We start from the raw sequence: 18,312 nt of genomic DNA on the forward strand, positions 1-18,312 counted from the left end.
AAAATAATTGGATCGTTCCTCTCGTTTTACCAAAAAACCACCTTCGCCCAAGGCAAAGGTGGTTGTCTGCTTATTTTTCTTCATTTAGGCGATCTGGCATCATGTTTTCCATAAAACCCCAAACGCCGTTTTGTAATTCGAGTTCCTCACGTTCGTAAGTAGAAACCGTGGTGCGGATCAACTCATCTTGACCGTCTAAGACTTTTTGTCCCCAATGAGGATCGATCAACAATGCCCGGCCCACTGCTACAAAGTCTGCATGTTCTAGCAAGCCCGCGGCATCTTTCGATGTTCGGACATCCCCTACACCAATCAAAGGAACCCGCTGAGCGATTTTTTCATAGACATACGCCAACATCGATTTTTCTTGGTACGCTTTTGAAATCGATTTGCGGGTATAATCCGCAAGGGAGATGTGCAGATAGTCTAATCCTTTTTCTGCCAGTTGGTCCACTAAGAACAACGTATCTTCAAAGCGAATCCCTGGTTCTTCGAATTCTTCCGGTGAAAACCGATAACCGACGATAAACTCCTTCACACCTGATTGGTCCACTGTTTCCAATACTTCATCGACGAGCTTCTCAATAAAACGATAACGGTTCTCAAGTGAGCCACCCCATTCATCGGATCGACGATTTGAGTGCGGAGAAAAGAATTGTTGGATCAAATACGTATTGGCTCCGTGGAGTTCTACGCCATCAAACCCCGCCTTGATCGCCCGTTCGGTAGCTTTTTTAAAGTTTTCAATAATCGTTAAAATCTCATCTACTGTGACTTCTCGGGGAACCTGGGCATTTGGTCGTTCGGCAGCAACTGCGCTAGCAGAAATCGGTTGTGTTCCTCGTAGGACCGAGTCATCCGTCATCCGACCGGCATGAAAAATCTGTAAAATAGCTTTGGTCCCATTGGTTTTGATGGTGCTGGCCAATTTACTTAATCCAGGTAAAAAGGCATCGTCGTAAGCGCCTAATTCCCCTTCCCAGCCCTTGCCATCTTCTTGGACATTGGCTGCCGCTGTGATGACTGCTCCGACTTCCCCAGAGCGTAAGCCATAGTAAGCCAACTCATCTTTCGTAATCACCCCATCAAAGAAGGACATCTTGGTCGTCATTGGTGCCATAATGATTCGATTTTTCAACTGCAATCCGCGCTTAAATGTTGCTTTGTCTGTTACATTTCGCATGGGTTTCCCACCTTTTCCATTGGATTCATTTCGCTTTGTAGATCTGACTGGCTTAGTTTTTCAAGGAGATCCTTAAAGCAAATCGGTGCATCTTTTTTCCCTTTATTAAAATATACATGCACATGCATCTATATTACAAAAGAATCAAGGAGAAAACAAGTGAAAAACATCATTAGTCCAGCATTTCCTCCAAGACTTTTTCAAAAACGACTTTTGAACGCTGCAGTTTCTTTTCCCCTGATTGGGTCAAATCAATATAGATCCCCCGCTTATCATCTTGACAAGAATGCCGTTCGATCACACCGCACAGCTTGTCTTCCATGCGCATGATCATACGTGACATCGCACTTTGACTCAGATCAAAATGGGCGATCAAATCATTGAGGCGCATGCTATGATTGGGGGTCTTTTCTAAGTAATAAAGCACGTAATACTCATTCAAAGACAGATTGCTTTCTGCTTTGAGGGCTTGCTCCAAACGAGCTTCGATCGCTTGATGCTGATTCGTAAAGGCTAACCATTGCCCCATCCGTTCTTTTTCCATCCTCTTCACCACCCATTCTTCTATACCAAGGTATTTTAATCTAGATCCCTGCGTTACGCAAGTCGCCAGAAATGGCTAACACTTTATTATACAAAACTAACCAGCTGCTGCGGGCGTTAATGAATATTTTATGATAGAATTGACGAAAAATTCAGCAAAATCTTCCTATTCTTTTTCAGTGTTCTGGACTACAATATCTTTAACACCAAAGAATATTTAAACACTATATCAGCAAAATTGTGCATTTTCACACAATAATTTGTTTTTTTTAGATGTTTTAGTATTTGAAGGAAAGGATGAAACAAACGATGAAAAAAACAATTTCTTTGATTGGGACACTGACGCTGGTCAGTGTGGGGCTTTTGACAGGCTGTAACAACGAAAAAGATACCGCGCAATCAACCAGCGAGCTAAGCCAGAGTCATGTCTCTACTGAAAGCAAGCAAAGTACGACGATGCAAACGACTGAAAGCAGCTCCTTAGCGTCAACCTCTACTTCAGAAACTTCAACCACAAGCCAGCAATCGACGGACCACTCTGACGCAACGCAAACGACAGCAAGCTCAGTATCCAATGAGTTTCCATATGCGGTTGATCTTTCCCAATATGGCCCTTCACTGACTTTTTATTTCCATGGCGTCAATGTACCAGATGCTGTCACGATCAAAAATACGAGCCCATTGATCATTTCGATCGGCGACAGCGCAAGCTATGAAGCACAAGTCGATACGATCGCAACAAAGGAGATTCGCATCTTTTCAGCAAATGACAATGGGATTCGCACCGTAAAAGTGAACACTCAGTTGACCTTTGCAAAAGGGATCACTTCCAATGGAAATCCTGATTTTAGCCACAACCTGTACCTATTTACAAATAAGGAGGGTGGTCTATCTTTGATCACACCGAACTATGCGGGAAATGTCAGCGATGACCAACGAGATGTGATGTTAGAAGTACTTCAATAAACGAAAAAAAGGGAAACGAAGCGTGCTTCGTTTCCCTTTTTCGTTACCCGATCATCACGGTTTCATCAGGATATTTGTAGCCAGCTTCTTGTTTGTTGGCTTTTTTCATCAATGAAAAAGCAACGGTCATGATGCCGACTCGACCAATGAACATCAAAAAAATAATCAAAAGTTTGCCAAAAACCGACAAGTAAGGCGTCAACCCCATGGTCAATCCCACCGTTCCAAAAGCGGAAAAAACTTCAAAGGCAATGGTTGGCAACCCAAAGTTTGGGGTTTGCGGCATACTCTCAGTGATCGACAATAAGAAAATCGCTACGAAGCATAACGTCAAGGTAAGGAAGAACAACGTAAAGGCACGCGATACAGCAGATTCTTTGATCGTGCGACCAAAAACTTCCGCTCGACTGCGCCCTTTCAATAAGCTGCGGATCTTGATGATCAAGACCGCAAATGTCGTTGTCTTCAATCCCCCAGCAGTTGATCCAGAGGTGCCACCGATATACATTAAAATCATCGTCAGCATCAAGCCTGCTTGACTCATTTGTCCGTAATCAATACTGAAAAATCCCGCGGTTCTTGGGGTGACCGCTAAGAAGAGGTATTGGAAAAAACGTTCGATGACCGAATCACCCGTGATCAACTGTGAATTGGCTTCGGTCAAAAAGAACCCTGCCGTTCCAAAAACCACCAAAACGATCATAGCGATCCATGCCAAGCGGCTATGCAGGGACCGTTTTTTGGACGCCGTATGCAGGATATCGAACCAAACGAGAAAACCCAGACCACCGGCGATGATCAAGAAACTGATGACCCCCAGCACAAATGGATCGTTTTGAAACCCTACCATGCTGTTGCCGAACAAATCAAACCCAGCATTACAAAAGGCCGAGATCGCATGAAAAACACTGTACCAAAGGCCTCGCTCCCAACCAAAACGGGGCACGAATGCAAAAGCCAGCAAGATGATCCCACTGACTTGGATCAAAAAGGCGATCCGAATCAGGTACCATGCCAAATGGATCTCTCCAGACATTCGGTCCAGATTCAATGATTCCCGCAAAATCATCCGAGTACTAAGATGGACTCTTTTTCTCGCCAAGATGTAAAAGAAGACGGGAATCGACATGAAGCCGATCCCACCGATCTCAATCAGCATCAGCAAGATCCCTTGGCCCCACAGGTTGTAATGATCAGCTACTGTCAAGGTCGAAAGACCCGTCACGCAAACAGCCGATGTGGCAGTAAACAGCGCATCTAAAAAGTTGGTGCCTTCACCACTTTGGGTGACAGCCGGCAGCATCAGCAAGCCAGTTCCTGCCAATATCAGCAAAACGAAGACCAGAGTGACGATCTGCGGAATCAAAAAGCGTTGCGATGCCAGCTTTTTTTTCAAACGATTTCTTTTTTTCATTTTCATTTCCTTTGACCTTTTGCAAAAACCAATGTCTTAGTAATCCAAGTTTATTGCATTTGTTTTTTCTCTTATCATACCATTTTATTTTGATTTATTCTTCACTTTGATCATTCTTGTTACGTTTGCTCGTTCATTTTCTTCCAGCCGCATTTTGATTCCATAAATGGCTTCTTCCAGCTCGGGAATCGTCAAATATTCTAGGGCATTGACGCGTCGGCGCGTCCGTTCAATTTCCCCTGCCATCAATTGACAGGTCTTTTCGATTTCCGTTAGCTCCAGCAGCTTTGGCATGACGTCAGTAAAACGGGCGACCGCATTATCTAACGGAACATTGGAGTTCAAAAAGCCGTACTCGATCGGCGCTTGCATCACCGTATCGTCGTAATCAAAATGCATCACTGGCACTTCCACACTCATGATATTTTTCGTGGATAACTCAAGGGAGACTTCAGTTGCTGGTAAAATAAACATTTCTTCAATGTATTTTTCATTGATCGTGGCATTGGCTAAGCGAAATGCCTTCATGGCACGCTGCAATTGTTCTTCGACTTCTTTACGCAAGCGGTCATTCTTTTTGATCAATTCAATAAATTGACGCATGAGTTCGTCTTGTTTGTCTTTTAATAATTTGTGTCCGCGTTTGGCTGTCGCCAATTGTTTGCTGAGGCGCGACAGCTCCATGCGGGTTGGATTAACGGTTTTTTGCGCCATTGTTCTCCTCTCCCGGTAAGTATTCCGCCAGTAGGGCATCGCTGATCCGCTTCAGTTCGACTTTTGGCAGCATGGCCAATAATTCCCAGCCTAATTCCAAGGTTTCGATAATCGAACGGTTGGTGCGATACCCTTGGTTCAAGTATTCATTTTCGAAGCGTTCCGCAAATTTGGCATAGGTTTTATCTACTTCCGACAATGCCGATTCTCCTAAAACGACTGCCAATTCCTTGGCTTGCTTTCCTTGAGCATAGGCAGAAAACAACTGGTTCATCGTTGCGGCATGGTCTTTACGGGTTTTTCCTTCACCGGTCCCTTTATCTTTTAACCGTGACAATGACGGCAAAACATCGATGGGTGGCTGGATGCCGTTTTTATACAAATCACGAGACAAGATGATTTGTCCTTCGGTGATATAGCCGGTCAAATCGGGAATCGGATGGGTTTTGTCATCTTCTGGCATGGTCAAAATCGGCAGCTGGGTCACTGAACCTTTCAAGCCGCGAATCCGTCCCGCACGTTCATATAACGTGGATAGATTGGTATAAAGATACCCAGGATAACCCCGACGTCCTGGCACTTCACGACGAGCAGAGGAGATCTCCCGCAAAGCTTCACAGTAGTTGGTCATATCCGTCATGATCACCAAGACATGCATGCCCTTTTCATAAGCCAAGTATTCGGCTGCCGTCAGTGCCATTCGGGGAGTAGCGATCCGCTCGATCGCTGGGTCATTGGCTAGATTCATAAAGACGACAGAATGGTCGATGGCGCCAGTTTGACGAAAATCTTCCATGAAATATTCTGCTTCTTCAAAGGTGATCCCGATGCCAGCAAACACAACAGCGAAATCGTCTTCCGAGTTCAACACTTGTGCTTGACGCGCAATTTGCGAAGCCAATTCTTTATGAGGCAGACCAGAACCAGAAAAAATCGGCAGTTTTTGTCCCCGAACAAGCGTATTCAAGTGGTCGATCGATGAGATCCCCGTTTGAATAAACTCATCAGGATAATCCCGCGCTGCTGGATTGATCACTTCGCCGTTGATGTCCATAAATTTTTCTGGGACGATCTCTACTCCGCCATCTTTGACCCGACCTAAGCCGTCAAAGACTCGCCCGATCATTTGCTCGGAAACGCCTAATTCCAAAGGATGTCCTAAGAAACGCACCGCAGATTCCCGCAAATTGATCCCGCCGGTTCCTTCAAAAATTTGGACCAACGCTTTGTCTTCTTGGATCTCCAGTACTTGTCCTTGCCGCGTTTCGCCGTTTTGCATGCGGACTTCGATCAACTCTTCGTATTTGACACCGGAGACGCGATCGACGGCCATCAATGGTCCGACGACTTCTCCAATCGTTTTATATTCCTTGATCATCGGTGCGGTCTCCTTTCTGTAAAATTTCTTTCATCGTTGCTTTGATCTCTTGATGCAAAGCAGGAATTTTTGCTAATTCCGTTTCAGGCAGGTACTTCATACGTGCCACTTTGTCTCGCAATTCTTCGGTTCCTGCATAGATTTCTGAAAGATACGCACCTAGTGTCAACGCATCTTCCGCTTCTTTGTGGAGCAGCAAGATCGTTTCCAGCATTTTGAACTGCTTTTCACGAGAGGTAAACGTATCGACGTCGTCAAAAGCGTTTTGCTGCAAGAAATCTTCTCGCAATGATTTGGTGGTTTCCAGCAATAACTGATCTTTTTCGGACAAAGCGTCGATGCCGACAAGTCGAACGATCTCTGACAACTCAGATTCTTTTTGCAGCATCCGCATGGCTTCTGTTACTTGTTTGGACCAATCCACTTGCATTTGTTGGTCCAAAAAGGCACCCAATTCATTTTCGTATAAAGAATAGCTCTTCAACCAATCGATCGATGGAAAATGACGCTTTTGCGCTAAGGTGGCATCTAAGCCCCAAAAGACTTTTACGACCCGCAACGTATTTTGGGTAACTGGTTCTGAAATATCGCCGCCTGATGGTGAAACGGCGCTGATGGCAGTGATACTGCCTTCTTGATCAGAACCTAAGCAAATCGCTTTTCCAGAACGCTCATAATACTCCGCCAAGCGGCTGCCTAAGTAAGCTGGATACCCTTCATCCCCAGGCATTTCTTCCAGACGACCAGACATTTCTCGCAGTGCTTCTGCCCAACGTGAGGTGGAATCCGCCATGATCGCCACTGAATACCCCATGTCTCGGAAGTATTCCGCAATCGTGATCCCAGTATAAATCGACGCTTCCCGAGCGGCTACCGGCATATTGGAGGTGTTAGCGATCAACACGGTTCTCGCCATTAAAGATTCACCACTACGAGGGTCGATCAACTCTGGAAACTCGTTCATTACATCGGTCATTTCATTGCCGCGTTCGCCGCAGCCGACATAGACGACCAGATCGACATCCGCCCATTTGGCGATTTGGTGCTGAACGACAGTTTTCCCTGCACCAAAAGGTCCTGGAACGGCTGACGCCCCGCCTTTAGCGATTGGAAAGAAGGTGTCGATCACTCGCTGACCAGTAATCATTGGTTCGACTGGATTCAGTTTTTGCTTTACTGGACGGCTATGACGAACGGGCCATTTTTGCAGCATCGTGAAAGACCGTTCTCCTTTGGGTGTATCTAAAACATAAATCGTTTCATCGATGGTAAATTCCCCCGCATAAACAGCCTTGACTGTTCCTGAAACGCCATGAGGAACCATGATCTTGTGATTGATCAACGGTGTTTCTTGCACGGTGCCGATGATCATCCCGGTACTGACTACTTCGCCGACTTCGACTGTCGGTACAAAGGGCCACTTTTTCTCATGATCCAACGCAGGCAATTGCACCCCACGCGTCAAGAAGTTGCTTTGGGTGACAGACATGAAGGTTTCTAAGGGACGTTGGATGCCATCAAACATTTGTGACATGATCCCAGGCGCCAATTCGACGGATAGCGGTTCACCGGTGGTTTCGACTGGTTCACCAGGTCCGATCCCAGACGTTTCTTCATAGACTTGGATCGAAGCGACTTCGCCGCGCATTTCGATGATCTCACCGACCACGCCTAAATCTCCTACATAACAGATATCTTCTAAACTTGCATGGCCCATATTTTTGGCTAAAACCAATGGACCAGATACTTTAATAATTGTTCCTTTTTCCACAACATCGGCTCCTCTCTATAGTATGTTTTGTCCAACTGCTTTTTCGACATTTTCTTGAATCATTCGCTTGCCGATTCCTCGGGAACCATCATAATCAGGAATCAAGATGACTGCAGGTGTCATTTTTTGTTGGACTTTTGCTAATTCATCGGGAATCAGCTCGGCACATTTTTCAGTCAGGTAGATGATCGTACTGTTCTTCATTAATTTTTCCAGCGCCTGCTTCACTTCTTTTTCTTCCGAGGCATAGCAGACCTGAAAGCCAAATAGTTGAAAAGGAATGACGGATTCTTTCTCGCCGATTACGCCGATTTTATGAGTCATAGTGCCGCATCCTTTCTCTGAGTTGTTCTTCCGTAAAGCCACTGCGTTTGCCTACTAGCAAGATACGCAGATTTTGCAGTTCCAAAACCTTAGCATTCAAAAATGCGAGTAAAGGCAGTGGTCCCAAAGCATCTGTTTGGGCTTGGCCATAGCTTTCTGTGATCAAATTGTCTTGCAAAAGTGCCAAGCCAGCAAAGTCGATCACCTGTTCATGAATCAAAGGCCGCAACACTTCCTGATAATCACTTTCTAATAAGAAGGCTAAAAAGTCACTATAGGACGCATCCGCAAATGCTAAAAATTCTTCTTTCGGGATACTGCCGACACTCACTAAGACTGCCTCCATAAAACTACGCGATCGTTTTTGAAGTACACAACGAGCGGCAATCGTTATATTGGTCAGATCGATCATCTTGATGACAGCTTCTTGTAGCTCAGGGATCTTGATTTCATCTGCCAGTCGCCGTTGTTCATGTAAATACCGGCGATCGTAAATGATATCGATGCCTTGCAGCACGGCGCCGCCTTCTAAGTACTCCCGCACTTCTTGGATCGTAGTCACGATTTTCTCAGGCAATACCTCTGAGGTTCCCGTTTTGATGGCGGTCCGACACTCATCGATCGTGTAAAAACCATCTTCGATCAGTAGATGATCATAATCTTTTCCAGTGACTGACTCTTTGGTCAAGACTTTTAGATTATGGAAAGTAAAAGGCATCATATACAGTCGGAGGATCTCTTGATCAGGAACCAGCTCGGCCAATTCTTTGATCGTCTTTAACAATTCTTCATCGAGATAGGTTTCGAATCGTTCATGAAAATCTGGCTTCAAATAGCGTTGATAATGGGTCTGCTGCAAGACAGCTTCGACTTCAGCAAACCCTTTTGCCGCAATCATTTGCTCGACTTCTTGCGGCTTTAGCAACGTCATCTCTTTCAGCCGAATGATTGGATTCAATTGATGATAGTTCCTCATGGATCAACCTCCTTGTTGTATGATCTGCAACCACCGTTCCCGGGTTTCTTTCTTGTATTCATCAAGCAAAACCTGATAGGTAAAATTGTATTGAATGCCGTTGTCATCCACCAAAAAGCCTGCTTCTGTCAATGGTGCGCCTGCTTTGATTTGATACGGTAGTTTTGATTGACAAGACGTAAGCCAAGCGGCATCTAGATGGGCTGCTTGCTCAGGACCAGCGTGGAAGGTCACCGTCCCGCTGATCGGCAGCTGTTGCAGCACATTTTCAGCAAATGACTGCAGCTCTTCTGGCGTCCAGGCAACCATTTGTTGATACGCTTGCTCAAAAAGTTGTGTCAGGTATTCGTTTTGTTTCACCATTTGCTGCTGCTTAGCGGCACTTGCTTGGCGATTTTGCGCTTGCTGATAATTTTTTTCGGCTTGCTTTTTTGCTTGCTGGGCACGAAGCTGCAAGTCCGACTCTTTTTTCGCCCAGTCACGTGCCATCGTTTCACTGATCCTAGCACGTTCAGCGGCAGCCAAACGTTCCCGTTTTGTCTGCGCTTCTTGGTCTAGTTCAGCAATCATTTTGTCGATTGCATCCATACCTTCGCCCCCTTTAAATCGTTCCTAAAAGTAAGAAAGAAATAACAAAGCCTAAGATGGCATACATCTCAACCATTACTGAGAACATGACCCCTTTAAAGAAATGCTCTGGTTTCTTCGCTAAAATTTGAATCCCAGCTGCAGCGACCTTCCCTTGGGCCATTCCTGAGAATAAGCCAGTAAAGGCAACTGGCAGTGATGCCATCAAGTACGCCATCCCAGTCACTGTCGACATTTCACCACTTAAGCTACCATAGATCATAAACGCAATAACGAATCCGTATAGTCCTTGCGTTCCGGGAAGCAATTGTAAAATCAAGGCTTGTCCAAACTTCTCCGGCTGATTCGTCGTTAAGGCTGCCGCTGCTTCACCAGTTTGGCCCACCCCTTTGGCTGAACCGATCCCAGAAAAGATCGTAGCGATCCCCATTCCGATAATTGCAAACACCATACCACCATTATTATTAATTAAGTAATCAATCATTTATTGTCTCCTCCATTTTCTTTATCAAAATCAACGTATTTCTCACTTGGCTTAAAGGTTTCAAATTGGCGCCCCCCACCAGTGAAAAATTTTCCGAAAAACTCTACATATTGTAAACGAGCGGCATGCACATACGCACTCAGTAACGATAAAAAGATGTTTAAAGCTTGTAGGACAACCAATAAGAGAATGCCCACAGAAAAACGAGCGGCTGGCGGCAAATAGCCCACCAATAAGTTGAAGGCTGCTGCGATACTCCCACCAGAGATCCCTAATGCCATCAAGCGGCTATAGCTGACAAAGTCGCCGATGTAACTGGTCACACCGTATAAGTCATACAAGCCTAAAAAGAAGCCGCCCACTTTGGTTTTCCCTTTCAGAATTGGTACCACGATGATCAATAAGGCACTAAAGCCTGCTAAAATCAAGCCGACGGTTGTTAGTGCTGGGACATCGATCAAAAGATTGCCTGCGGCTGCCACTAAAAGACCACTCAAAAGGCCTAGCCACGCAAAGCCTTCGTTGACTGCACCTAAAAGATCCTTTTTGCGGATATTTTCTTTGGCTGCTAAATAAAGGCCTGTAAACAGTTGGATGCCACCAAAAATCATGGATAGACCAAAGATCGCCATAAAATCTTCGGAGGGCGATAAAAGTTGGAAGGGCAATGTAGCACCAAAGAAGGAGCCGTAGATTGCGCCCCAAATCATAGTTGGCACAGACAAAATCTGGAACAATTTCAGAAACCGTTTGGTCCCTTTGGGCAAACGCAAGGCGTGTAGCCCAATCGTGGTCGCGACAGCCATTAATGCACCATAACCTAAGTCAGCCACCATCATACCAAAGAAAACATAGTAAAAAGGCGTCATCCATGGGGTTGGATCGATCTCATCGTATTTTGGCAAGCTGTACATTTCCGTCAACATTTCAAAGGGTTGAATAAACGAGGCGTTTTTTAGCTTCGTTGGCACTTGATTGGCAGCGATCTCCTCTGCAGTGGGTTCTTCAAATGAATGGTAAATCTCGTTGGCAAAGGATTCTTGGACCATTTCCGCCACTAACGGCTGATCCTTTTCTGCAATCCAGCCGCGCAAGAGGGCAAAGGTCTGACCAGCTGCTAAGCGCTGTTGCATCATTGCCCGATTCTCACGAGTCAAAAACAGTTCTTCCGCTTGCTGCAGCAGGATCAGCCGTTGTTTGTGCTGACTGATTTCTGTAATCAGTTCTTTGCGCTGCTGCGTCAAGGAAGTCAAGGCTTGTTTCGCATTTTGCAAAACCACTTTTGGTGATTCGGATGTCAGGCCAGTTTCTTTCTTCACCCCATATCGGTGAAACAATTGGAACACTTGCTCTTCGATCGCTGTTAAAAACAGGCAGCTGAAATTGACTTTTTTGGGTTCAGAATAGATCACTTCGATATGAACCTCTTCCAATTGACGCAAGGCTTCAGCTAGATCTTCCCAGCGTGGGCCTTCGACACTCCCAGCAAAAAAACTTGTATGTGCAGGCGCTTCGATCTCCAAGGGTACGTCAAGATTTTGCCATTGTGTCGCCCATTCTTCCGACTGCGTCGCTGCTTCGATCGCTTCGATCGTCTCTACCCAGCGCTCCTGCAAATTCTCGACTTCAACCAGCTCCGTTAATGCTGCGGCTTCATCGAAGCTTGTTTCAAAGTCCGACAGCCGCAAGGCATCTCGTTGCCATTCCGTGCCTTTTTTCGCATCACCATTTTGACGAATAAAGCGGATCGCTTCTTGCAGTCGACGAATCATTGGTTGATGAGAAGCACCTTCTGGGGTGGCTCCTGCAAAAAATTCCCGCAGCCAAGTTTCGTTCGCTTCCTGCTCAAATACGTTCTCGATTTCAACAAACTGCATCGTTTGCAGCTTCGTCAATAACCTTTCTTGGTAGTGCTTCGGGGTGATCAACGTTAGTTTATTTAGTTTGGTTACTGCCATAAATCCCAATCACTCCTTCAACGATCTGTTGAACCGCTTGCTCTTGGAAGCTTTGCATATTTTTTTGGTAACGATCTAACACTTGCTGGTTCTCTTTTGCCAGCTGCTGCTTTTGTGCTGCTAGTGACTGTTGCAACTGCTCTTCGATTGTTGCTTGTTCTTGAGCAAGCGCCTCTTCCAAAGCGGCTGATCGCTCTTGCAATGCTTGTTGCTGCTGCGCTTCTTCCGACTGCAATTCTTTTTTCAAAGCGCGCAATTGCTGTTCATTGGCTTCTTCTGCTTCTCGTAAACGAGTCAAAGCTTCTCTCATCGATTCCCCTCCTATAATGATTTGTATTCTCAACTGAAAAATAAACAAAAAAAGCATACCTCACGAAGAAGTATGCTGATATGAAAAAAGGCCAGCATTCCTCCAAGAATGTTTGCCTCACCCCTTGGCAAACCTGATCCTTGAAGCATAAAAAATGCTCAACCTTTGTCTATTTTATTTTTCAATTCCTGAACTATTATAGCAAAAAACGGCGTTCTATTCAAGTGAAATCATCTTTTGTGAGAAAAAACCGTTTTTCACCTATTACTGATTCACTTGCTACCTGCCCAACTTTCCACCTAACATTTGCCAGGGATCGGATTGTTCTTACTAAATTGAAATCGGTCAAAATCAATTTAAGACTTAGAATGGTATGAATGAAGAACGTTGAGATTTTTTGAAAATGCTAGACATCATTTGATTGGTACCCAAAAGGAGATAACAGTTCCAACAACCCATTCGATCCCTGACAAATCTTAAGTGAGAAGTTCGCTTATTTCGCTTCTCTTTTTATCGGTGGCAGCGGTTGTCCCTTTTCTTCACAAATGAAATAACCGCCACGATAAAGGCATGTGTAAATTTTACCCGGTTCCATTGTTAAAGGAAGCCCATTTTTTAAATACATCGGTTTTCTTTCCATTGCGCTCACCTTTTCTTTCGTGGGAAAATCAGTCAAAATAAAAAACAACAGCTATTTCTAATCTTATTTTCAAGATTACCAAAAATCAAATCAATTTTCTAGTTTTTTAATCAAAATATCGCAAATCTATCGATCATTTTATAAAAAGATGGAGATTTAACAAAGTGTGTGTATAGAATGAACAGGAGGAAAAAAGGATGTCAGATGAACGTTGGTTTCAAATTAGAAGAAAGCGAAACATCGAATTGGTTCTTTGTTTGCTCGTCGTCCTGCCGATGGTATATGGCTTATGGTTTCAGCTCGCTTTTTTGATCCACTACATGTCGTTTTTGTTTCTGGTGGCAGTCTTCACTGCAATCTACGAAGGAATTCGTTGGATCTGGGCTTTTATTAGAAAAAACGAGCGTGAAAAAGCTTGGCTCTGCTATAATAAATGAAACGAGCAGAGAGGAGTGCTTCTATGAAACGAATCATTATGGCTTGTGACTTACAACATGCCCCCAAAGCTTTACAAGAATCCGCCCTTTCTTTTGAGCCGTTTCTCCCGAATTCTCGAAGTGTCGCAGAACTTTTTTATTCCGCCTATCATGAAACGACAGTTGACGAAGGGGAATCGCTTGCTGACTGGCAAAGAGAGCTGAGAGAGACCGCTGACGGAAAATACGGTCCCTTGATTCCAGAGCTTTCTTTTCAGTTACAAAAGGATGATCACCCTATCGGTGCCGTAGTAACCAGCACGTTTCAAGAGCTTCCCCTGCTATTATTTGTCGTTATGGGCGCAGCCTTTAAAGGCAACGGCTTATCCAAACTGCTGATGAAGGAAGTGATCCAACGAGCAAAAGCCATGGGGCTCACTCGCCTTTATCTGGTAGTGACGGTTGAAAACCAGCCAGCCTACAAGCTGTATGAAGCATGCGGTTTTTCTTTTGCGGGTGAAAGCTGGGCTGATCTTTCTCCTTAGCTAAGCTTGCAAGTTATCTAAGTCATTTTCTACTATTTGAAAAGGAGCTTCCAACCAATGAATGAACGACTAGCTGCTGCGATCCAACTGCGGGCTGAAAAAAAACTGCAACAATCAAATGAACAATTGATTCAATTAGCTGCCGAAAATCCCCAAGATGCCTTTATCCACTACCAAACGGCTTGGAGTTATGATCTTTTAGGGGAAGAACAACAGGCAATTCCTTATTATGAACAAGCAATCGCGTTAGGGTTATCAGAAAACGACTTGCCAGATGCCTACCTAGGTCTAGGTAGCACCTATCGTGCCCTAGGCAATTATCAAAAAGCCGAAGACGTGTTTTTACAAGCGATGAAGCAGTTTCCAAAAAATCATGCTTTGCAAACCTTCTATGCCATGACACTGTTTAATCTCGCCGAGTATGAGCAAGCCACTAAACGATTATTGACCCTGCTTGCCGAAACCTCTAGCGATCCAGACATCCAGTCTTACCGACAGGCACTTTTGTTTTATGCGGATAAACTCAATGAGACATGGGCATAAATTTCCCCTATGAAGCAGCTCCTCCGCTCCCTTTTCTCGTAAAAGGGAGTCTTTCTTTTGGATATCTCGCGATCATCCTTTGTTACCAAGGACTGTCCTTTGAACCTTTTCCTCCAAGCAACGCTACCCATCATTATCGAATTTTTCGATAAAAAACCAGTTGACGGCTCTCAACAAATCTGTTAGTTTATCTATGTTTTTTTAATAACAGATTGGAGGAATGACTATGCCCTTTATTGTCTATTTTTTCCTATCCTTATTGATCATTTATATTCCGACACCAACCCTTTTGCTGTTTTTTCAAAAACTCGCCTCGCAGCATGACAATCTGACGGCTTTCAGCAAACTTTTTCTATTATTGATGATCTTGCTGGATTATTACTTAAGCTATTATTGGTTAAAAAACTGCAAGGTCAAAAAAGCGCACTACCTTTATTTAGTCTTTGTCAATGTCTTCGAATGGCTGATCCACTTCTATCTTTATTCACGATTTGAAACGGTCAATCTACTAGTCATTTTGTTGTTCCAGACTGTGCTTTTGTGCTGCATGGTTTTCTTCCCTCTGTCGGAGAAGTTCCGCTCATTCCTTTTTACCTAAAAAAGAGCATCTTTGGTTTCCACATATGAAAAATTCCAGTTTCTCAATCGTTTCTTTCTAAGAACCGATTTACACGATAGCTCACCTTTGTTACGATTGATAAAAAGGATGTGTTGTGATGTCACTGATCGTCTTGATTGGCGCACAAGCCGCAGGGAAAATGACTGTGGGCAAAGAACTGGAAAAACGATTGGATGCAAAGCTTTTATTCAATCACCAGACCATTGATCTTTTTGCGAATTTTCTTGGCTATAGCCCCGCAGCATTCGCTTTGTCTAATCAAACACGGATCGAACTCTTCAAAGCCTTTGTTCAAAATGAAGCCAATAATACGACAAAATCAATCATTTTTACGGTCTTGATTGATTTCGATCAAGCGGGAGATTTAGCTTTTTTACAAGAGATCGCCCAACTATTTACCGATGCCCAGCAAAAGGTCTATTTTATCGAATTAGTGGCTGATATTGAGGAACGCTTAAAGCGCAATTGCCATGAGGACCGTTTAGCCGCAAAGCCGTCAAAAAGAGCGCTGGATTTTTCTAGAAACGAGCTTTTGTCTTCGTTTGAAAACTATCGTTTAGAAAGCCTGCCACAGGAATTAGCTACCCTTTTTCCAACGATTCCTTCGCTGAAAATCAACAATACCCACTTATCACCTGATGAAGTGAGTCAAAGAATTATTGCCCATTTTTCCTTGACTTAAGTCTAAAAGAAACGCCATTTTCAAGCTTTGCTTCAATACGAAATTGTCTATTGACTTTGACGCTGCGTCAAGCGGTATCCTCTAATTAAGAGGAGGTGTCAAAATGAACGTTTATGTTATGCCAATGTTTTATCAATTGAAGACAAAAGATATTGAACAATCATCAAAATGGTTTGCAGAAATCTTGGGGTTCCAGTCATTGTATCAGTTTCGCAATCAAGAAAATCAAGTGACGATGGACCATCTGCGTCTTGCTGACTACCAAGATTTGATGCTGATTTCCGCAGACTCGTTCACTGTTGGCGATGGGGCAATTTTGAATGTAGCGATGATTGATCTTCGGAATATCGCTCAAAAAATTCCCGAAAAGTGGATCGTGGAACCTTTGATGGAAAAGCCGTGGAATGCCCTTGAAATAACCATCAAAGACCCCAACGGTTATTTGTTTACCCTAACAGAGGCGATAAGAAAAAACGAATCAGACTTTCAAACCTTGATGGACCAAACCAAGGATTACTTACAATAAAATGGAACCGAGTAAGAAGGATGGCTTTCTTACTCGGTTCCTTTTTTATAAAACTTGATTCTGGCAACAATGACAAAAACGAACGCTCCCTAAATTTTACTAGGAAGCCTTTTCCCCATCAGATATACCAATATACCTTTTTAGTATATTTTTAAATATTGAAGGTAATTATTAACACACCCAACTCAGAACATGCTACACTATTTAAAAAGGAGGAGTTCCTATGGAAAAGAAATCGCAGCTTCCGTGGTACAAGCGCAAAAAGTTCTACCTTCCAGTTGCCGTCGTCCTCGGCGTGATTGGGGTTCTTCCCAGTCTCGTCTCTCTTTTCGGGGTCTCGATCGATGATGAATTCAATCCTGATTACTATTCTGATCCGAATGAAACAATGTTCAAGAAAAAGCAAAACTGACTGTTGCGATGCCGTATGCAGGTTTTTTGACCAACAAAAAAAGAGCAATCACTCGCTGTTGTGTTTGCTCCTTTTTTAAAAGGGATTCGGCAGACCTACGCACCTTGACAGGGTAAGCTGTTTGGGGAGAGGGCGTTTGAATGCGCGAATGAACAGTAACTTATTACGTGAAACCACTTATACTTTTTCCTGTTAAAAAATCAATTGCTAACCAATCACAAAGGATCGATTATTTGAAGAAAGAAAAAACGTTAGCCATTAGTTCTACAACTTCCCAGGGAAAACTAAAAAAATCAAACATCCATTTCTCCTCCTTTAATTGACTTTCTTCAAGTTTACCCGCAAAATAAAGCTGTAACATATTTGGACTATTTTTCCGTCCACTTTTTTTAGGAGGGATTTTTTGAAGGCCAATGACTTGTTAAAAGAGTTACGAACGGAACGAAATATCTCACAGCGAAAATTGGTTGAGAACATTTCAGAACGCAGTACACTGGCAACCTTTGAACAAAAAGGGCACCGCATCGCCTTTGATATTTTGCACCAATACTTGGACCGCTTAAATGTCACTTTGGAGGAATTTGAGTATCGCTTGGATGACAATCAAGTCAGCGAGAAAAAGCAGCTATCCAAACAGTTGACCACCGCTTACTATGAAAGCAAGTATTCTGAAGTCCTCTCTTTGATCAACAAAGCCCAAGCGCTGTATAAAACCACGAAGGATTTCTTCTATTATGTCCTGTATAGTCAATTCTTTTTGATTTTAGAGAAAAAAGGCGTGGTTACCGACGAGGAAGAACGTTGCATCATCGAAGCGACCATCAAGAAATACTTGGAACGCATCGACACGTGGGGAAAGTTTGAAATCTCCTTATTTACCAATCTGCTTTTCCTTTTTTCTGACGAGTACATCTTGTATCAAATGAAACACCTGAATAAAAAAATTTTTTACAGCAATACGCTAAGTATCAATTATCAAATCTACACAAAATTGCTGACGAATGCGGCTTTCTTGTTTATCGATCGCAAAAAACCTGCCGAGTTGGCGCATGTGCTGACGTATCTAGCCGATCATCTGCCGCCGGACAATGATCGTATCCGCTTGATGATTCGTTATTTCGAAGGCATCTACGCCTTGTTTCAAGGAGATCGTACGCTGGGAATGGCCACGATTGAAAAAGCACTAGATTATCTGCGTTTTATTGGGCAAGAAGCCTTTGCCAAAGAATTAGAGGCACTGGCTCAGAGTATCTAAAAAAACCTGCTGCTTCCTCTCAGTAAGAGAACGACTCTCTTACACGGAGGAAACAGCAGGTTTAT

At 43.8% G+C, this 18,312-nt stretch carries 22 protein-coding genes and 1 other annotated feature; of the genes, 9 read left to right on the forward strand and 13 right to left on the reverse strand.

Annotated features, from left to right (window positions below; all coding sequences use genetic code 11):
* Positions 1 to 70: 70 nt before the first annotated feature.
* Both Q1X33_RS01680 and Q1X33_RS01685 read right to left on the reverse strand, forming a co-directional pair.
* Positions 71 to 1,183 (reverse strand): NADH-dependent flavin oxidoreductase, encoded by a 1,113-nt coding sequence (locus tag Q1X33_RS01680; protein WP_301969483.1) that lies wholly within the window; start codon positions 1,181 to 1,183, stop codon positions 71 to 73.
* A gap of 172 nt (positions 1,184 to 1,355) precedes the next feature.
* Positions 1,356 to 1,727, reverse strand: coding sequence for a MarR family winged helix-turn-helix transcriptional regulator (locus Q1X33_RS01685; protein ID WP_010747832.1), 372 nt, complete (start codon positions 1,725 to 1,727; stop codon positions 1,356 to 1,358).
* Positions 1,728 to 2,035: 308 nt separating this feature from the next.
* Between Q1X33_RS01685 and Q1X33_RS01690 the strand changes: the two genes are divergently transcribed.
* On the forward strand, positions 2,036 to 2,692 hold the full coding sequence (locus Q1X33_RS01690) for a hypothetical protein (protein ID WP_301969484.1): 657 nt from the start codon (positions 2,036 to 2,038) through the stop codon (positions 2,690 to 2,692).
* Between the two features lie 43 nt (positions 2,693 to 2,735).
* Here the strand turns inward: Q1X33_RS01690 and Q1X33_RS01695 are convergent, their stop codons facing one another.
* From Q1X33_RS01695 to Q1X33_RS01745, 11 genes are all read right to left on the reverse strand, one after another.
* A complete protein-coding gene (locus Q1X33_RS01695) occupies positions 2,736 to 4,112 on the reverse strand; it encodes a TrkH family potassium uptake protein (RefSeq protein ID WP_301969485.1) in 1,377 nt (458 codons plus the stop codon).
* A 78-nt stretch (positions 4,113 to 4,190) separates the two neighbouring features.
* Positions 4,191 to 4,820 (reverse strand): V-type ATP synthase subunit D, encoded by a 630-nt coding sequence (locus Q1X33_RS01700; protein ID WP_010747829.1) that lies wholly within the window; start codon positions 4,818 to 4,820, stop codon positions 4,191 to 4,193.
* Positions 4,801 to 6,198 carry a V-type ATP synthase subunit B gene (locus tag Q1X33_RS01705; protein WP_010747828.1) on the reverse strand — a complete coding sequence of 466 codons (1,398 nt, stop codon included), beginning with the start codon at positions 6,196 to 6,198 and terminating at the stop codon, positions 4,801 to 4,803. Before Q1X33_RS01705 ends, Q1X33_RS01700 begins: the two co-directional genes overlap by 20 nt.
* Positions 6,182 to 7,969, reverse strand: coding sequence for a V-type ATP synthase subunit A (locus Q1X33_RS01710; protein WP_301969486.1), 1,788 nt, complete (start codon positions 7,967 to 7,969; stop codon positions 6,182 to 6,184). Before Q1X33_RS01710 ends, Q1X33_RS01705 begins: the two co-directional genes overlap by 17 nt.
* A 15-nt stretch (positions 7,970 to 7,984) precedes the next feature.
* Complete coding sequence (locus tag Q1X33_RS01715; RefSeq protein ID WP_301969487.1) at positions 7,985 to 8,293, reverse strand: V-type ATP synthase subunit F; 309 nt, start codon at positions 8,291 to 8,293, stop codon at positions 7,985 to 7,987.
* Positions 8,283 to 9,269, reverse strand: a complete 987-nt coding sequence (locus tag Q1X33_RS01720; RefSeq protein ID WP_060793071.1) for a V-type ATPase subunit — start codon at positions 9,267 to 9,269, stop codon at positions 8,283 to 8,285. The genes Q1X33_RS01715 and Q1X33_RS01720 overlap by 11 nt, the downstream gene beginning before the upstream one ends.
* Before the next feature lie 3 nt (positions 9,270 to 9,272).
* The gene (locus Q1X33_RS01725) at positions 9,273 to 9,857 is read right to left on the reverse strand and encodes a hypothetical protein (RefSeq protein WP_086338465.1); all 585 of its coding nucleotides are present in this window, start codon (positions 9,855 to 9,857) and stop codon (positions 9,273 to 9,275) included.
* A gap of 13 nt (positions 9,858 to 9,870) precedes the next feature.
* Positions 9,871 to 10,341, reverse strand: coding sequence for a V-type ATP synthase subunit K (locus Q1X33_RS01730; protein ID WP_005225567.1), 471 nt, complete (start codon positions 10,339 to 10,341; stop codon positions 9,871 to 9,873).
* Positions 10,338 to 12,299, reverse strand: coding sequence for a V-type ATP synthase subunit I (locus Q1X33_RS01735; RefSeq protein ID WP_301969488.1), 1,962 nt, complete (start codon positions 12,297 to 12,299; stop codon positions 10,338 to 10,340). The genes Q1X33_RS01730 and Q1X33_RS01735 overlap by 4 nt, the downstream gene beginning before the upstream one ends.
* Complete coding sequence (locus Q1X33_RS01740) at positions 12,277 to 12,609, reverse strand: V-type ATPase, subunit F family protein (protein WP_301969489.1); 333 nt, start codon at positions 12,607 to 12,609, stop codon at positions 12,277 to 12,279. The genes Q1X33_RS01735 and Q1X33_RS01740 overlap by 23 nt, the downstream gene beginning before the upstream one ends.
* Before the next feature lie 110 nt (positions 12,610 to 12,719).
* Positions 12,720 to 12,773, reverse strand: a sequence feature (sodium ion sensor (DUF1646 type); this cis-regulatory element may regulate processes involved in with the transportation of sodium ions).
* A gap of 329 nt (positions 12,774 to 13,102) precedes the next feature.
* Complete coding sequence (locus tag Q1X33_RS01745; protein WP_169793694.1) at positions 13,103 to 13,249, reverse strand: hypothetical protein; 147 nt, start codon at positions 13,247 to 13,249, stop codon at positions 13,103 to 13,105.
* 197 nt (positions 13,250 to 13,446) lie between these two features.
* Here Q1X33_RS01745 and Q1X33_RS01750 point away from each other — a divergent pair, with 197 nt between their 5' ends.
* The 8 genes from Q1X33_RS01750 (at position 13,447) to Q1X33_RS01785 (ending at position 18,247) form a co-directional block, all read left to right on the forward strand.
* On the forward strand, positions 13,447 to 13,686 hold the full coding sequence (locus Q1X33_RS01750; protein ID WP_301969490.1) for a hypothetical protein: 240 nt from the start codon (positions 13,447 to 13,449) through the stop codon (positions 13,684 to 13,686).
* Positions 13,683 to 14,210 (forward strand): GNAT family N-acetyltransferase, encoded by a 528-nt coding sequence (locus Q1X33_RS01755; RefSeq protein WP_367652785.1) that lies wholly within the window; start codon positions 13,683 to 13,685, stop codon positions 14,208 to 14,210. Before Q1X33_RS01750 ends, Q1X33_RS01755 begins: the two co-directional genes overlap by 4 nt.
* Positions 14,211 to 14,267: 57 nt before the next feature.
* Entirely contained in the window at positions 14,268 to 14,753 is a 486-nt protein-coding gene (locus Q1X33_RS01760) for a tetratricopeptide repeat protein (RefSeq protein ID WP_301969492.1), read from the forward strand.
* Between the two features lie 226 nt (positions 14,754 to 14,979).
* The gene (locus Q1X33_RS01765) at positions 14,980 to 15,351 is read left to right on the forward strand and encodes a hypothetical protein (RefSeq protein WP_301969493.1); all 372 of its coding nucleotides are present in this window, start codon (positions 14,980 to 14,982) and stop codon (positions 15,349 to 15,351) included.
* A gap of 118 nt (positions 15,352 to 15,469) precedes the next feature.
* A complete protein-coding gene (locus Q1X33_RS01770) occupies positions 15,470 to 16,054 on the forward strand; it encodes an AAA family ATPase (protein WP_301969494.1) in 585 nt (194 codons plus the stop codon).
* A gap of 103 nt (positions 16,055 to 16,157) precedes the next feature.
* Positions 16,158 to 16,580 (forward strand): VOC family protein, encoded by a 423-nt coding sequence (locus Q1X33_RS01775; protein WP_301969495.1) that lies wholly within the window; start codon positions 16,158 to 16,160, stop codon positions 16,578 to 16,580.
* Between the two features lie 223 nt (positions 16,581 to 16,803).
* A complete protein-coding gene (locus Q1X33_RS01780; protein WP_301969496.1) occupies positions 16,804 to 16,992 on the forward strand; it encodes a hypothetical protein in 189 nt (62 codons plus the stop codon).
* 403 nt (positions 16,993 to 17,395) lie between these two features.
* A complete protein-coding gene (locus tag Q1X33_RS01785) occupies positions 17,396 to 18,247 on the forward strand; it encodes an Rgg/GadR/MutR family transcriptional regulator (protein WP_086294895.1) in 852 nt (283 codons plus the stop codon).
* Positions 18,248 to 18,312 lie beyond the last annotated feature (65 nt).

The organism is Enterococcus sp. B2E4 (assembly GCF_030499455.1).
Lineage (GTDB): Bacteria > Bacillota > Bacilli > Lactobacillales > Enterococcaceae > Enterococcus_D > Enterococcus_D casseliflavus.

Excerpts from the sequence above, each read along its gene's own strand:
- Q1X33_RS01755 (WP_367652785.1), top strand. The coding sequence starts at position 13,683 with ATGAAACGAGCAGAGAGGAGTGCTTCTATGAAACGAATCATTATGGCT.
- Q1X33_RS01760 (WP_301969492.1), top strand. The coding sequence starts at position 14,268 with ATGAATGAACGACTAGCTGCTGCGATCCAACTGCGGGCTGAAAAAAAA.
- Q1X33_RS01685 (WP_010747832.1), bottom strand. The coding sequence starts at position 1,727 with ATGGAAAAAGAACGGATGGGGCAATGGTTAGCCTTTACGAATCAGCAT.
- Q1X33_RS01775 (WP_301969495.1), top strand. The coding sequence starts at position 16,158 with ATGAACGTTTATGTTATGCCAATGTTTTATCAATTGAAGACAAAAGAT.
- Q1X33_RS01690 (WP_301969484.1), top strand. The coding sequence starts at position 2,036 with ATGAAAAAAACAATTTCTTTGATTGGGACACTGACGCTGGTCAGTGTG.
- Q1X33_RS01735 (WP_301969488.1), bottom strand. The coding sequence starts at position 12,299 with ATGGCAGTAACCAAACTAAATAAACTAACGTTGATCACCCCGAAGCAC.
- Q1X33_RS01730 (WP_005225567.1), bottom strand. The coding sequence starts at position 10,341 with ATGATTGATTACTTAATTAATAATAATGGTGGTATGGTGTTTGCAATT.
- Q1X33_RS01700 (WP_010747829.1), bottom strand. The coding sequence starts at position 4,820 with ATGGCGCAAAAAACCGTTAATCCAACCCGCATGGAGCTGTCGCGCCTC.
- Q1X33_RS01750 (WP_301969490.1), top strand. The coding sequence starts at position 13,447 with ATGTCAGATGAACGTTGGTTTCAAATTAGAAGAAAGCGAAACATCGAA.
- Q1X33_RS01695 (WP_301969485.1), bottom strand. The coding sequence starts at position 4,112 with ATGAAAATGAAAAAAAGAAATCGTTTGAAAAAAAAGCTGGCATCGCAA.
- Q1X33_RS01740 (WP_301969489.1), bottom strand. The coding sequence starts at position 12,609 with ATGAGAGAAGCTTTGACTCGTTTACGAGAAGCAGAAGAAGCCAATGAA.
- Q1X33_RS01705 (WP_010747828.1), bottom strand. The coding sequence starts at position 6,198 with ATGATCAAGGAATATAAAACGATTGGAGAAGTCGTCGGACCATTGATG.
- Q1X33_RS01770 (WP_301969494.1), top strand. The coding sequence starts at position 15,470 with ATGTCACTGATCGTCTTGATTGGCGCACAAGCCGCAGGGAAAATGACT.
- Q1X33_RS01715 (WP_301969487.1), bottom strand. The coding sequence starts at position 8,293 with ATGACTCATAAAATCGGCGTAATCGGCGAGAAAGAATCCGTCATTCCT.
- Q1X33_RS01745 (WP_169793694.1), bottom strand. The coding sequence starts at position 13,249 with ATGGAAAGAAAACCGATGTATTTAAAAAATGGGCTTCCTTTAACAATG.
- Q1X33_RS01680 (WP_301969483.1), bottom strand. The coding sequence starts at position 1,183 with ATGCGAAATGTAACAGACAAAGCAACATTTAAGCGCGGATTGCAGTTG.
- Q1X33_RS01725 (WP_086338465.1), bottom strand. The coding sequence starts at position 9,857 with ATGGATGCAATCGACAAAATGATTGCTGAACTAGACCAAGAAGCGCAG.
- Q1X33_RS01780 (WP_301969496.1), top strand. The coding sequence starts at position 16,804 with ATGGAAAAGAAATCGCAGCTTCCGTGGTACAAGCGCAAAAAGTTCTAC.
- Q1X33_RS01765 (WP_301969493.1), top strand. The coding sequence starts at position 14,980 with ATGCCCTTTATTGTCTATTTTTTCCTATCCTTATTGATCATTTATATT.
- Q1X33_RS01720 (WP_060793071.1), bottom strand. The coding sequence starts at position 9,269 with ATGAGGAACTATCATCAATTGAATCCAATCATTCGGCTGAAAGAGATG.